13 protein-coding genes are annotated in these 14,656 nt (G+C 45.1%); 9 read left to right on the forward strand and 4 right to left on the reverse strand.

The window, feature by feature from the left end; all coding sequences use genetic code 11:
• Positions 1-13 precede the first annotated feature (13 nt).
• The 5 genes from Q5691_RS10040 (at position 14) to Q5691_RS10060 (ending at position 4,416) form a co-directional block, all read left to right on the forward strand.
• Positions 14-985 (forward strand): sodium-dependent bicarbonate transport family permease, encoded by a 972-nt coding sequence (locus Q5691_RS10040; protein WP_333213500.1) that lies wholly within the window; start codon positions 14-16, stop codon positions 983-985.
• A gap of 1 nt (position 986) precedes the next feature.
• Complete coding sequence (locus Q5691_RS10045) at positions 987-1,298, forward strand: P-II family nitrogen regulator (protein WP_223300725.1); 312 nt, start codon at positions 987-989, stop codon at positions 1,296-1,298.
• A gap of 582 nt (positions 1,299-1,880) precedes the next feature.
• The gene (gene gap, locus Q5691_RS10050; protein ID WP_333213499.1) at positions 1,881-2,912 is read left to right on the forward strand and encodes a type I glyceraldehyde-3-phosphate dehydrogenase; all 1,032 of its coding nucleotides are present in this window, start codon (positions 1,881-1,883) and stop codon (positions 2,910-2,912) included.
• Positions 2,913-3,061: 149 nt separating this feature from the next.
• A complete protein-coding gene (locus tag Q5691_RS10055; protein WP_333213498.1) occupies positions 3,062-3,427 on the forward strand; it encodes a DUF1823 family protein in 366 nt (121 codons plus the stop codon).
• Between the two features lie 293 nt (positions 3,428-3,720).
• Entirely contained in the window at positions 3,721-4,416 is a 696-nt protein-coding gene (locus Q5691_RS10060; RefSeq protein ID WP_333213497.1) for an LPS assembly lipoprotein LptE, read from the forward strand.
• Positions 4,417-4,727: 311 nt separating this feature from the next.
• Here the strand turns inward: Q5691_RS10060 and Q5691_RS10065 are convergent, their stop codons facing one another.
• On the reverse strand, positions 4,728-7,037 hold the full coding sequence (locus Q5691_RS10065; RefSeq protein ID WP_333308295.1) for a protein phosphatase 2C domain-containing protein: 2,310 nt from the start codon (positions 7,035-7,037) through the stop codon (positions 4,728-4,730).
• A gap of 884 nt (positions 7,038-7,921) precedes the next feature.
• Here Q5691_RS10065 and Q5691_RS10070 point away from each other — a divergent pair.
• Complete coding sequence (locus Q5691_RS10070) at positions 7,922-9,193, forward strand: transposase (RefSeq protein WP_333213495.1); 1,272 nt, start codon at positions 7,922-7,924, stop codon at positions 9,191-9,193.
• Positions 9,194-9,222: 29 nt separating this feature from the next.
• On the forward strand, positions 9,223-9,579 hold the full coding sequence (locus Q5691_RS10075; protein ID WP_333213494.1) for a hypothetical protein: 357 nt from the start codon (positions 9,223-9,225) through the stop codon (positions 9,577-9,579).
• A gap of 215 nt (positions 9,580-9,794) precedes the next feature.
• Here the strand turns inward: Q5691_RS10075 and Q5691_RS10080 are convergent, their stop codons facing one another.
• Complete coding sequence (locus Q5691_RS10080) at positions 9,795-10,139, reverse strand: NAD(P)H-quinone oxidoreductase subunit M (RefSeq protein ID WP_333213493.1); 345 nt, start codon at positions 10,137-10,139, stop codon at positions 9,795-9,797.
• Between the two features lie 223 nt (positions 10,140-10,362).
• On the opposite strand from Q5691_RS10080, the gene Q5691_RS10085 reads away from it, so the two are divergent.
• Together Q5691_RS10085 and Q5691_RS10090 are read left to right on the forward strand one after the other, a co-directional pair.
• Positions 10,363-11,562 (forward strand): AAA family ATPase, encoded by a 1,200-nt coding sequence (locus Q5691_RS10085; RefSeq protein ID WP_333344695.1) that lies wholly within the window; start codon positions 10,363-10,365, stop codon positions 11,560-11,562.
• Positions 11,563-11,613: 51 nt separating this feature from the next.
• Complete coding sequence (locus tag Q5691_RS10090) at positions 11,614-12,180, forward strand: DUF4276 family protein (RefSeq protein WP_333344697.1); 567 nt, start codon at positions 11,614-11,616, stop codon at positions 12,178-12,180.
• Positions 12,181-12,240: 60 nt separating this feature from the next.
• Here the strand turns inward: Q5691_RS10090 and Q5691_RS10095 are convergent, their stop codons facing one another.
• Both Q5691_RS10095 and Q5691_RS10100 read right to left on the reverse strand, forming a co-directional pair.
• Positions 12,241-12,762 carry a hypothetical protein gene (locus Q5691_RS10095; RefSeq protein ID WP_333308300.1) on the reverse strand — a complete coding sequence of 174 codons (522 nt, stop codon included), beginning with the start codon at positions 12,760-12,762 and terminating at the stop codon, positions 12,241-12,243.
• Between the two features lie 268 nt (positions 12,763-13,030).
• Entirely contained in the window at positions 13,031-14,647 is a 1,617-nt protein-coding gene (locus Q5691_RS10100) for a pentapeptide repeat-containing protein (protein ID WP_333344699.1), read from the reverse strand.
• Positions 14,648-14,656 lie beyond the last annotated feature (9 nt).

Below are 14,656 nucleotides of genomic sequence, written 5' to 3' on the forward strand. Positions count from 1 at the left end.
GGAGTGACCGATCGTGGATTTGAGTTTAGTATCGTCAAATATCTTAAATCCCCCAATATTAGCTTTTTTCATGGGAATGCTGGCCATTTTTCTCAAATCTGATTTAGAAATTCCAGCGCCCATCCCTAAACTGTTTTCGCTGTACCTGCTGTTTGCGATCGGATTTAAAGGTGGCGTCGAACTGTCCAAAAGCGGAATTGACCAGCAAATCGCCCTGACAATTTTGGCAGCGATGCTGATGTCAATGCTAGTACCAGTTTATACTTTTTTCATACTGAGAATCAAACTTGACTCCTACAATGCTGCCGCGATCGCAGCCACCTACGGTTCCATCAGCGCCGTCACATTTATCACCGCAACCTCCTTCCTCACAGCACAGGGGATCGACTTTGACGGTTACATGGTAGCCGCGCTAGCATTAATGGAATCCCCAGCAATTATAGTCGGTCTGATTCTAGTTAGTGTATTTGGTGGGGAAGAAGGAAAACGCGAAATAGTTTGGTCCGAAGTGTTGCAAGAAGCATTCCTAAACAGTTCAGTTTTTCTGCTGATTGGCAGCCTAATTATGGGCGTACTGACCGGAGAACATGGTTGGGAAGTTATGAGTCCGTTTACTCAAGACTTGTTTTACGGAGTTCTGACTTTTTTCTTGCTAGACATGGGGCTGGTTGCTGCTAGCAGAATTAAAGATTTGCAAGAAGCAGGAATTTTTCTGATTGGCTTTGCAATCCTAATTCCCATAGTCAACGCAGTAATTGCTTTGGTAATAGCCAAATTAATCGGAATGCCGCAGGGAGATACTTTGCTGTTTGCCGTATTGTGCGCGAGTGCTTCTTATATAGCAGTACCAGCAGCCATGCGCCTAACTGTTCCCGAAGCGAATCCAAGTCTTTACATTTCAACGGCCTTAGCAGTGACATTTCCATTTAATATCATTGTAGGCATTCCCCTGTATCTATACGGAATCAATATGTTTTGGAGGTGAGATGATGGAGTCAGTCAAAAGAGTAGAAATCATAGCCCACTCAGTAGAACTCGGCAAGATTTTAGACGGTTTAGACAAAGCTGGCGTACCCGGTTATTCGGTGATCCGTGATGTCGCTGGAAAAAGCACTAGGGATCACGTTTCCCGTGATTCATCAATGACGGCGCTGGATAACATTTATGTGCTTGCTTTTTGTTCACCAGCTCAAGTTTCAGCAGTTGCAGAAAACATTAGACCCGTACTCAATAAATTTGGTGGGTCGTGTTTTATTTCAGATGCGGTGGAATTGCTAATTACTAGGTGCGTCGGGTAGTCATTAGTTATTAGTGATTGGTGATTATACCAATTCGGAAAATTTGAGCTGCACCTATAACAATCCTCGCATCATTTGTAAATTTCTTACTCTCTCCCCGCCAGTTCGGGGAGAGTTGGGGTGGGGTAAAAAAATTACGACTCCTGCAAGGATTGCTATAGATTGTATGCCCTATGTCTAGGGACACGGCATTGCTGTGTCCTTGCGCGTATCTGCGACTTTAATCCTAGGCTTTGGTTCCGACAATCGCCACTGGTGAGAATGCCAATCCGTTTCGCCTTTTGAATAAGTTTTTTATTATTACTTTAGACTGATTTTGAAAAAGCGATTTTGAAAATAATTTCTGTCTATTATAGCACTTTTACAATTTGACTTAAATCAGCCATTAGCCATTAGTCAGCGGTTATTTCAGGATGAATTGCCCTTCCCAGCCGGGGGAGAATTCAGAATTCTTAAGAGATAGAAAAGAATCAGTTGCAAAAATCAGTGAGCGTGGTAAATTCTAAGCCACAACAGGCGATCCTCTGCGAGGACTTCGCTAACGCCCGATCGACTAACGATATTTTCAATAGGAGTTTAAACATGGCTGCATTAAAAGTCGGCATCAACGGATTTGGTCGCATCGGACGGCTAGTCATGCGTGCTGGCATCAAAAACCCCAACATCGAATTTGTCGGCATTAACGACTTAGTTTCGCCAGAAAACCTGGCTTATCTTTTCAAATACGACTCCACCCACGGCATTTACGACGGCGAAGTTGAAAGCAAACCAGACGGGATTGTCGTTGACGGAAAATTTATCCCCTGTACAGCGATTAGAAATCCTGCCGAATTGCCCTGGGGTAAATCCGGCGCAGATTATGTTGTAGAATCTACCGGATTGTTTACAGATTTTGAAGGCGCATCAAAACACTTGACGGCGGGAGCAAAACGAGTAATACTTTCAGCACCGACAAAAGACCCGGAAAAAGTGCCAACTTTTCTAGTAGGCGTCAACCACCACAAATTTGACCCGGCAAAAGATACGGTTGTTTCTAATGCTAGCTGTACGACGAATTGTTTAGCACCAATCGCCAAAGTGATCAACGATAACTTCGGATTGGAAGAAGGTTTAATGACTACAGTTCACGCAATGACAGCTACTCAACCAACTGTAGACGGCCCTAGCCAAAAAGATTGGCGGGGAGGACGCGGTGCAGCTCAAAATATTATTCCATCTTCGACCGGTGCAGCGAAAGCTGTTACTTTGGTGTTGCCAGAATTGAAAGGAAAATTGACTGGAATGGCTTTGCGCGTGCCAACTCCCGACGTGTCTGTAGTTGACCTTACTTTCAAAACGGCGAAGGAAACTAGCTATAAAGAAATTTGCGAGGCAATGAAAAAAGCTTCAGAGGGCGAACTCAAAAACATTCTTGGATATACTGAGGATGCAGTTGTTTCGACAGATTTTAAGGGCGACGCGCGATCGAGCATTTTCGATGCAGGTGCGGGAATTGAACTGAATTCTAAGTTTTTCAAAGTTGTTTCCTGGTACGACAACGAGTGGGGTTATTCTAGCCGCGTGATTGACTTAATGCTGTCTATGGCCGAGAAAGACGGAATTTTGAATAATTAATTTTTTTGGGGTGGCATTTTGGGCGGGCTCGCGTATCCACCCCACAAACAAATTCCTATGATTTTTTGTGGAACGGGCTGTCCGGCCCGTTCCTGATCATGTTATCTAATGTGAGTTAAACTTTTTTTATTTCCGATTCGATCGCGCTTATGTCTGAATTACCACCGCTGAATAACGAAACTATTTGGGCTATTCTCAACGAAGAAATCGACGATGCTGCTGTCAACCGATTAGTTTGGCAATATCTGGGCTACCGCTGGGATGCCGAGACTGACAAGTGGAACAGTGCAGGTGTTGCAGCCGAGTGGCGGCAAGAGTACCCGGAACCGCCGGATTTTATCGATTCTAGGCCGGCGACGGTAAAATTGACTCGATCGACTCCTCCAGAAAACAAGCAGTTGCTGAAGGAAAAATTGGGCTTTAAAGGCTATAAAATTGGGGAATTCGGGCCCAGACAGACTCGCAGGGCGACGATGGCTAATTGGTTGATGGGTTTTATGGAAGCTGGGGCGTAAGAGGAATTTTGGATGGCTGTGCGGTTGTGGCCACCGTTAAAGTACAGAGATATTAAATTTATTGGCAGGAAAACCCCTAAATCCCTATAAAGGATTGAAAGCTTGATTAAACTCTTCCTTTCTTTCTCAGTGTCCTCTGCGTCCTCTGCGGTTAATTAACCAAAATTAAGCCTGTTGAAAGTCCCAACACACTAAAGCCCGCCAATTCCAACCTCCTCACCCCCCAACCCTGACATCGGACTGTTCCGTAAAGTATCCTAGAGTCGGCACAAAACAACTGTGAGGTAAGCTTTATGAAAACAACCACCATATCTCGCTTAACCAGCATTTCCCTCGCTACTCTAATGCTAGCAGGCGTCTCAGTAAATGCGATCGCCACACCAGCCACCACCGAACCCGCAACCCAACTCGCCCAAGCAACGGCCAAAAAACGCCTCGTCGTCATGGACTTCGACTACGGCCCCACCAACAGCTATTACACTTCCTACAGGGGAGTCGGCGCCGCCAAAGGCATCAGCGAACTGTTAATCAACGAACTCGTCAACAACGGCACTTATACAGTAGTCGATCGCAGCAAACTCGAACAAGTGCTCAAACAGCAAAATCGCAGCGGCGCGATGGATGCTGGCACAGCAGCCGAAATTGGCAAACAATTAGGAGTTGACGCCGTGCTCATCGGCACCATTACCAAGTTTAATATCGACAAACAATCCGGCGGCGGCAGTTTCATGGGAATCGGCGCGGGTTCACAAAAAACCAAAGCTACCGTTCAAATAGATGTGCGGTTAATCGGTACAGCTTCGGGAGATATTCTTGCCACAGCCAAAGCAGTAGGAGAAGCAGATCAAAGCGATTCTAATATTTCTGTCAGAGGTATCAGCAGCAATTCTGGCAGCAGCAATGAAGACTCACTTTTGAGCGCGGCAGTTGACAAAGCCGTATCCCAAATGGTGACTAAACTGGCAGAAGTATCTAATAAATTAGGTTAGCAATTTTGAAACCTTGTTAGATTTGAGATTGGTAATTTAATAATTTCCCATCTCAAATCTAAAATTATGCCAGCTACTTGACCACCGATGGTATCAGTTATATCATGTCCGATCGATTAACCATAATATCCCGGTCGGGGCGGGTTTTTGAGATTGTTAATTATTGCCAGGTACTGTTGGGTCACGGGCCCCTGCAAAAAACGCGATCGCTCGGCCGGACATGATATTAATCTTAGTTTTGTTGAGAAATCTGCATTTTTGTTTCTACTAAACTCTATCAATTTAGATAAATATACTCAAGCATTAACAGTTTAATTTGCATTGGGATTTGAGTCAGAATCAACACATTTCCCCTTTTGAATTTGGTTTAAAGATAGGTTAGAGACTACTTTAGAAATGGCATCTTGTTCTTGAATCCATCCGATTTCCCCCGGTTGCAGCTTGGCGCTTTCTACTTCAACTGTTGCCTTAACTGGCGGGGAAGGCGAGGGATTTGCCACAGCGCGAGATGGATTCAGTGTCGGTTTTGAAACTGTAGAAAAATCTTTATTTGACTCGGGTTTGGGAGAGTTCGATCGCACTATTTCAGGAATCGAACAAACTTTCAATTCCAGCCAATTGCCTTGAGGCGTAAGCTGTTTGTTTGTCACCTGCAAAACGCTGCCGGCTGGGACTGTTCCTTTGACAGTCAACTCACCGATTGCGCCTTGCAAATCCAAGCCATCGCCCTCTTTTCCTAATTCCCCAGTCGCAGAACTTTTAATCTCTATAAACGAGCCTGTTTCTAAAGATTTGACCGGAGAAGCTACAGATTCAACTGTTTTCTCCGGCGTCTTTCCAGCTTTAATTAAACCGCGTTTCCCGAAAATCGACTCCCCGGCAGTATCAATCGCGCGACCCACCGGAGGGATGAAAAAATAAGCAAATACACCCCCCAAGCCTAATAAAAATAAAATTTTCAGCAGCAGCGAAAATGGGCTTTTGCTTTTTTCCGGCTGTAACAACTGCGTTTTTCCTTCAGAATTCGCACCGCCAAGGCTTGTGGGCCCATTCAAATCCGTTGGCATATCCTCGCTATCGGAAATTAGTTCGATCGGCGTATCTAAAGGTGCGACAGACAGTTCTGTAAAAGTATTGCCGTCTTCCCTCAAATGTGCTTGACAGTGAATTAAAGCAACAGTGACGTTATCGTGACCGTTTCTAGTATTAGCAATCTCAATCAGTCGATCGCGCGCCTTACCCAAACTAATGCTACCGTCGAGAATTGGCAAAATCTCCGCTTCCCAACATTCCTCAACCCGGTCTTTATCACTCAAACCGTCGGAACACAGCAGCAAAACGCAGTCTTCATCCACCGGAAAACGCTGTATAGTCGGGTGCAGAGTGTTGGACGAAGTAATCCCCAAAGCTTGAATCAGAGCTCCGGCGGCCACTTGTTCCAAAGCATCCCGGTAGAGAGAGTAGCCCAAACGCACCTCGCGGCAAGCCACATTATCATCGAGAGTAACTTGATAGCAGCCGGTACGAGTAATCCAGTAAGCCCGACTGTCTCCGACGTGGGCGACATAGAGCTCGTGAATATGGGCTAAACCCATAACTAGCGTAGTTCCCATCCGCTGGCGGCCTTGGCGGTGTTCGCTGTCGTTGCGACTGGCTATCTTGTCGTTAGCAGCACAAGCCGCCCGTTCCAGCTTGGAAGTCAGGCTCAATGGGTCCCAATTAGCCTGATGCAGGGGCATTTGCTGCAACTTGTCGCACAGCACACCAATTGCTTCTTCCGAAGCGACTTCGCCGCCGTCTTGTCCACCGATACCGTCGCAGACGATCGCGCAAGCTTCTGCGCCCGGGTTTCCTGCGAACAGCGTACCGCTGGGCGGATAGCAAGCATCTTCATTGTGAGCGCGGGATCTGCCTACATCCGTGCCCGTGGCAATTTCAACGTGACGATCGTAAAATCGGCCGCACTTTGCCAAAGCTTTATCCAACTGGCCCATCAGTTGTTCGCCGTGGCGCACTTGACCGGCAACCATTTGCTGGCAAAGTTGCCTTAAAAAATTGGCAATAGTTGGGTGAGCATCTTCGAGCCACTGCTGCCACAATTTGCCCAACTGCGACAAATGAGGCGGTTTGCGATCGGGCTGCAATTCCAGAAACCGCACCAATTGCCCTTCCACCCGTAGCAGTTCGGGAGTCAGCAGCGTCGAAGCCACGCCCTGAGCGATACAAGGCTGCCACAACTGGGCCATTTGCCACAGCCAATTGAGCTGGCGCATCGCTGCGGCTCCTTTCCAGGAGTCCGCCAATTCCGGCATTAAAGATTCCGTCACCTTCAAAATAGGCACGTTTTCCAGTAGCCAGATATCTCCCGATAGCTTGCTCATCCTGGACGATACCAGGCCGTATACTTGAGGTACGTGCAACTGATAGGCAAACAGTCTCAGATAAGGAGTGACAACACTCGGAATCTCTTCGGGCAGTTCCGGCAAGTGTTCGGGTTGAGTATCGACAAGAAGTCGATCGCGCTTGACCAAGTAGCGACCAGCGATCAGATCGCCTGGCTTACACCCTTTGATCCCTTCACCTAAAGCCCATAAGTAGTGTTTTGCCACAGAGTTTTGCATAAGGGTTCCTGACGCCTTTGGGCAAGCGTGCTGATCTGAACTATTTTAGCGATTGAACCTCGACGGGTTGATACGTGGCGATTATTTGACACCCCCGCTTTCTCAACAGACGCAGATTCTTAAGACTTCGCAGTCCTAATATCCTGATTTTTCAGGTTCCCGGGCTCACCACGTTTCCACTGTTGTGTGCGTAGTGATATCTGACTTTCCCCCAGTCTAGGGGTAGGTTTTAATGTCTTGTACTGACACGAACAGTTTACCATTTTGTTGACTGCCGGATGAATTTTACTATGAGCTTTCAGGGTTAGACGATCGCGCGACACCCCAGTCATCGGTTGGAAATCACGCTGTTTTCAGCATATTCCTGATAGCGGCAATTTCCGAAGAAATCGCAGCACTCAAGGGAATTGAGATTTTATACTAACTCTAATGGTATGATGCTGCTAGGTAGAAATCACCTGAGCCGACAGGTATAAATAAATATCACTTCTCGGTTTTCTCGCCAAGGGTGTTCATTGCCTCTTGACCGAGTTTCGCAAGTTAAGTTAAATTTAACCTGGTCCAAAGACGGATAAAAGCCCCCAGATTCATCTCTGGAGTCCATCTAAAGTATAAAATCTACAATCTCACATCTCACATCTCACATCTACTGCCGGATGCCAGCCCCCGACAGGAGTCGGGGAGAGAAAAAAAAATTAGATATTAGTTCAAGCCCCCAGATTCATCTGTGGAGTCAATCTAAAATCTAAAATCGACTGACCGGCCTCTGCAAGCTGTTGAGAATTGTAAAAGTTCATTAAACTTTTAAGCATTAATAAACAATAGTAGTATCATCTACTCATAGAAATCAAGAATGTTGCGAGCGTTAAGAATGGAAAATCCAAATGCAGCTAACAGAGCGACACATCATTAAATCTACGGAACACCGTTTTGCTGAAATTGATGAATTAGCTTTTAAATCCAAAAATCTCTACAAGGCCGCCAATTACATCATTCGTCAGAGTTTTGTTTATGGATGGGGCCACATCAATTACAACGAGATGAACCGTTTGATGAAATCTCATCAAGCATACAAGGCAATGCCCGCCAAGGTTAGTCAACAAATCTTGATGGTATTGGACAAGAATTGGAAATCCTTTTTTGAAGCAGTCAAAGCTTACAAAATTGATTCCTCTAAATTCACTGGTCGTCCGAAGCTACCGAAATATAAGGATAAGACCAAGGGTCGTAATATTCTTGTCTATACGATTCAGGCGATTAGCAGCAAGCAATTGAAGAAAGGAATTATCAAGCTTTCGGGTACGGAAATATTGATAAAGACCCAAGTAAATTCCGCTCAAATTTGCCAAGTTAGGCTGGTTCCCAAATGTGATTCCTATGTGATTGAGGTGGTTTATGATGAACCGGCGTCCACCGCCCGTGACGACACATTCGTAGCTAGTATTGATTTAGGTCTGAATAACTTAGCGGCGTTAACTTCAAATCAGCCGGGTTTTATACCTCTGTTGATTAACGGGCGTCCGTTGAAATCAATCAACCAGTTCTACAACAAACGTAAAGCACGGTTACAATATCAGTTAAAAGGAAGTCGCAAGAGTTCACCCCGCATTCAACGCTTAACTCGCTGTCGCCACCAAAAAGTCGATAATTACTTGCATCATACCAGTCGCCTAATTGTTGACCTTTTGGTCGCTAATCAAATTGGGACGCTAGTTGTCGGCAAAAATGCACAATGGAAAACCGAGATTGATTTAGGAAAGCAAACCAACCAAAACTTCGTCGGCATTCCTCATGCTCGACTGATTGAAATGATAGAATATAAAGCTCGATTGGTTGGGATGAAGGTAATCGTGCAAGAAGAATCTTACACATCTAGGTCGAATTTCCTGAATCTAGACCCGATTCCTGTGTACGGGAATACTGGCGCTGATGGTGTCACATTTAGCGGTAAGCGAATCAAGAGAGGTTTGTACAAGACATCGGTCGGTCAATTAATTAACTCCGATGTCAACGCCTCATACAACATCCTAAGAAAAGCAATCCCAAATGCGTTTAGCGATGGGATAGAGAGCTGTGTAGTTCAGCCAAGGCGAGTCAATCCGCTCAAAGTACGAGCGAAAGGGGAGGGACTCAATGCCTCCTATGTCATGTCATAAATGACTATACTTTTACTAGCTATTTAACCATGCCCCCACATGATCCCAGCGCCTTTCCCAAGAATTTGTCCGATCCGAAGCTGCCGCCTGCTGTTGAAATAGACGAAATACTCACTAGCATTCAACATTCTCACAGTTTCTATTACAAAGTGATGAATCTTGAGGTTTGGGCGCTGGTGGAAACCTTGGATGGGCTGTTTCCCGGCGCTTGGGGTCAGTTTATGACCAACCGTCAACTTGCAGTTAAACAGTTTTTGGAACGCGATCGCGTTCCAAATTCTCCAGTTGATGCTGGGGAGGCGGGGGAGAAGTCCGATCGAAGTCGGAAGAAGGAAGAAGCCGGGAGTCAGGAGTCAGGAGTCAGAAACAAGCAGGAAGAAGAATAAAAGCACATTTTCCCAATTCTCCCCATCTCCACCTTTCCTCTGTATCCAAGTCTAAATCTCCCTCCATCCCCAAAGCCAGAGACGAAACATAACCCTCTTTTTCCCCCGTACTCCCCTGATTAAGAGGAGTAGGAGGGATCGAAACTCAGCTACAAGCGACATTTATTATGGGTTTCAATCTTAACTTGACATAAATGCCGATCGCCCGATCGCCCTTACAGGTGAACTTTGGCATCAACTTGAGGCAATCCCATGCTGTAGTTGACAGCGCGGCTGTTGAGGTTGTAGCTGATTTGGCCTTTTTGTAAGAACGATCGTACCAAGTGTTCCAACTCCGAACCGATACGGCGGAGGTTGTACTCGGTCAAGTCTTCGCCCTCGTAAGCGTCTACGAGTTGGTCGAATTTGGCCTGTACCTGTTTGACTGACTCGTCATCCCAGTTAAGTTCGTTATCTGGGTCAATGTCGAGGGTCAAAAGGTCGTTGCTGGGTACGAGTTCGTTATCTTCGAGGATGGCGGTGTATATGCGAATATGGCGGGTTGTTGACTTAAGCTGCATGACTTCTTATGTGTAAAGATTTTTTGCTGAACTAATTGTAATGGGTCACAGACCTTTGCAGGAGAGTAGGTCGCCTGTTGTGCGATCGATCGGCATATCTCACTCCCCCTCCGACTTCAAGGCAAAGACTTGGAATCGGTAGTTTTGAAACCTACTTAATTCAAGACTAAAAACGAAAGCTTTCGTAAAGTATAATAATGCAGAATTGGCATAGGAGGACAAGGTGGAAGGCAAAAGATTTATTCACTCCCTGCAACTGCAAAACTTCCTTTCCTATGGAAGTGAAGGGGAAAAAATTGAACTGCAACCCCTGAATGTATTGATCGGTACTAACGCATCCGGCAAGTCTAACTTAATTGAAGCGATGGGAGTGTTGAAGGCAACACCTACCGACTTACTTACTCCGATTCGTCAAGGAGGTGGTATCAGCGATTTTCTGTGGAAAGGTGGAAAAGGTACTCCCACAGCAAAAATTGAGGCTATTTTAGATTACCCAGAACGAACGATGCCACTGCGCTATCAGATTAGTTTTACCGCAGTCGGTCAGAGACTTGAAGTAGTGGACGAAGCTATAGAAGATATGGCACCGCGCAATAGTTCTGAAAGCCAGCCATTTTTCTATTACCGTTATAGCGATCGGGGTCGCCCTGTTATCAATGTTATACAGGACAACGAGCAGCAACCAAGAACGCTGCGGAATCTGCGGCGAGAAGATATCATTCCCGATCAATCTATCTTATCTCAAAGAAAAGATCCCGAACTATATCCAGAACTATCATATCTGGGAAATAAATTTGCCGACATTGGTTTATATCGTAACTGGCAAACAGGGAGAGATTCAGTATCTAGAAAGGCTCAGCAAACTGACTGGCCAGAACATCCCCTCCTAGAAGATGGTGGCAACTTAGGACTGGTTTTAAATAACTTACAGTATCAATTAGGAAGTAGGCTGATTATTGAAAAATTACAACTGTTCTACGATGCAGCCGAAGAACTGAGTATCAAGATTTATGGCGGTACTGTCCAGATATTCATCCGCGAAACAGGATTAACTCAGCCAATTCCCGCAACTCGTTTATCAGACGGTACGCTGCGTTATTTATTCTTAATAGCTTTACTCCTCGATCCAACTCCCCCGCCACTTATATGTATTGAAGAACCGGAGATTGGCTTGCATCCCGACATTCTGCCTGTTGTTGCTGAAATGTTGATCGAAGCCTCACAGCGCACACAATTGATTGTGACAACTCATTCCGATGCTTTAGTGTCGGCTCTGAGTCCTGAGTCAGTGTTAATATGCGATCGGGATGATAGAGGAAGTCACCTGAACCGTCTCGATCCCGAACGACTGAAAAAATGGCTTGAGAATTACACTTTGGGAGACCTTTGGCGGATGGGAGAAATCGGGGGCAACCCATGGTAAAAGAAATTCGCATTTATCGAAGGCGGCGGCGAGGGCAAGAATACAAAGGCATTGCTCCGACAAGGAGTTAGCAGTTTTTTCAAAGAAATTGTGCAGGTTGTCCAAAGCAAGAAAATCAAGTGGACTATCACTCTTTGCGGTTCCCGGAATAATGCTTTGAGGGATTTCAAAAATGCTTTTGCCGCTCACCCAGATGCGTTTGTCATCCTTCTGGTTGAATCAGAAGCACCTGTTGTAAAGCAGTCGCCTTGGGAGCATTTGAAGTCCAGAGATAACTGGGATGCGCCTGCTGGGGTTGATGAGACTCATTGCTATCTCATGGTGCAAACGATGGAAGCTTGGTTCATGGCGGATATTGAGACTTTAAAAAGATTTTACGGGCAGGGATTTAAAGAAAATGCGATTCCTAAAAATATTAATAATGTAGAGACGATTGGCAAGAATTCGTTAGAACGAAGTCTGAAAGCAGCTAGCCGCGGCACAAAATCGAAAGGCGAATATCAAAAGATACAGCACGCTTCCGAGCTGTTAGGAATGCTGGATGTTGACAAGGTTCGCAAGGCTTCTTCAGAGTGCGATCGTATTTTTACAACTCTCATCAAACTCATGGAGGATTGAAGCGATGAAAGTAGCCAAGGGCGCGAAGCAAGACAGGGAGAAAGGGAGGGTGGGCGATCGTCAATTTCTCGGAATCCCGAAATTTTTTAGTTGTTCGGCAGTCCAATTTTTGTAATATTCAGTTTTCTCTAAAGAATCGGAAGCTGGCTTCAGCTTAGAATTTACTTGAACAGTGAAGCCCGGATAGGGCATCCTCCTAGTATGAAGCCCGTCAATATTAAAATCTTCTTCGGGATGGACGTGAAAAGCCAGCAAGCCCAATTCTGAAATCTGATTATTCAATTTGTCTATCAATTCTTTAGTTTCTGGCGCACTAATTGCAGTTTTTTCAGGATTAATTACTACCATGATTTCAAATTCCGAATTGTAAAATTCATAAATTGATTTCATTATGGCAGAATCGCGATCGAACTCAGTCAGCGCTGAAAACCGCTCGATTTTGAATAAAATTTGATTTGCCAAGCGTGCCTTTTTAGTGAAGGGACAAATCGGTAAATCGCTGAAAACTGGATGCGGCAACTCGACAAACTCAGTCATCCATCTCAGGGTAGATTCTATAATTTCCGCGTCAGATTCATTCATCGACAATCTATGTATTTGATCTTTAATACTAATCATAATCTATTTCTAGGGCGATGCACACCATTGGTGTCAATTTAAGACTGAAACCTATAATAAATGTCACTTGTATCAAAGTCTCGATCCCCCTAAATCCCCCTTAAGAAGGGGGACTTTGAGTGCTTCCGGTTCCCCCCTTTTTTAAGGGGGGCTAGGGGGGATCTCCGGGTTAATAAAACACGCCCTACTCCTGCCATTTCTAAGGACTCAATTCGTTACTACAAACATTAATTTATTTGTGAGTTGTGCCGTCTGGCATAATTGTGCTTGTGAGTGTTGCTCCAGCCAGATTTGCTCCAACCAGTTTAGCTTCCTTCAGGTTAGTTTTTTCTAAATTTGCCTTGCTCAAATTTGCTCCGCGCAAGTCTGCTGAAGATAGATTGGCTTTACTTAAGTTGGCTCCATATAGGTTAGCCCCAGAGAGATTAAACCCACTCATGTTTTGCCCGCTCAGATTAACGCCCTGTAAGTTTACTCCAACCAAACTTACCCCTGTTAGGTTAACACCATACAAGTTTGCTGCACTCAAATTTGCTCCACTTAAGTTAACGCCACTGAAGTTAACGCCACTGAGGTTTGCATAACTTAGGTTCACTTTACTTACCTTCGCTTGACTTAAATCGGCTCCTGTCAGGTTAGCACTACTTAGACTTGCCTGCGCTAGGTTGGCTTTACTCAGGTTTGCTGTAGTCAGGTTTGCGTGATCCAACTTTGCTTCGCTTAAGTTGGCTTGACTAAAATTTGCCTGAATTAGTCTTGCGGAATACAATATTACCTTGGTTAAGTTAGCGCCACTTAAATTAACTTCAATCAAATCAGCGTTTTGCAAGTTTGTTGATTTCAAGCTGGCGCCTTGCAAGTTAGCTCCAATCAAATTTACCCCAGTCAATTTGGCGTTGGCTAGATTGGCACTGCTCAAGTTTGCTTGACTTAGACTGACATTAGAGTCGAGAGTTTTGCCACTTAGATCCACTCCCGTTAGGTTAATTCCTGTAAAGTCGCGTTCTCCGTCTTCATACCGTTTCCAAAATTCCTCCGCACTAATAGCGGGTTCCAGATTTTCTAGTGCAGAATCATCAATTTTTGCCTCTTCCTGAGATTCCACAGTATCCACATTCACAGGAGTAGCAGCCGGCTGTTCTACCGCTTCGCTAGATACTGGAATTGGTGTCTCCCCGATCGCCTCTTCCCGCAATAGCTTGTCCACCCGATCGCTAAACCGCCTCACAACCTCAGCATCATCAACCTTCTCACCAACATTCGAGCTTTTCTCAACCGCATTCTCAACATAATACTTGTCTACAAAACTTTGCAACCCAGCATTATATCCCTGTCCTACCGCCTGAAACCTCCATTCGCCATTCTTCTTATACAAGCGTCCAAATTCTAAAGCCGTTTCTTGGGAAAATATCTGATTTAAATTGTACCGAACCAATTCGCTAAGAGTTTCTCGGTTGTAAAGCCTGATAAAAGCATTTGTAACTTGACTAAAACTTTGATTTTTTTCCTGTCCCTCGTGAATAGTCACCACAAACACAATTTCCTGAATCGCCGAATTGATTTTACTCAAATCCACATAAACCGTCTCATCATCTCCGTCTATTTGCCCAGTCGCGCTGTCTCCCGAATGTCGCACCGCACCGTCGGGGGAGGTCAGGTTGTTGTAAAATACAAAATACTTTTCATCAGGAATCCGACCGTCCGCCGCTAACATAAAAACAGATGCGTCAATGTCGCAGTTTTGTGATGTCTGGCTGACTTGCCAACCCAGGGCGATCGCAATTTTACTGAAATTAGGAGTTTCTTTAGAAAGATTGAACCTTTCACCCTTAGTTAATTCGATACTCATATGCGATAA

It is taken from the genome of Microcoleus sp. w1-18aA5 (genome assembly GCF_036701705.1).
Lineage (GTDB): Bacteria > Cyanobacteriota > Cyanobacteriia > Cyanobacteriales > Microcoleaceae > Microcoleus.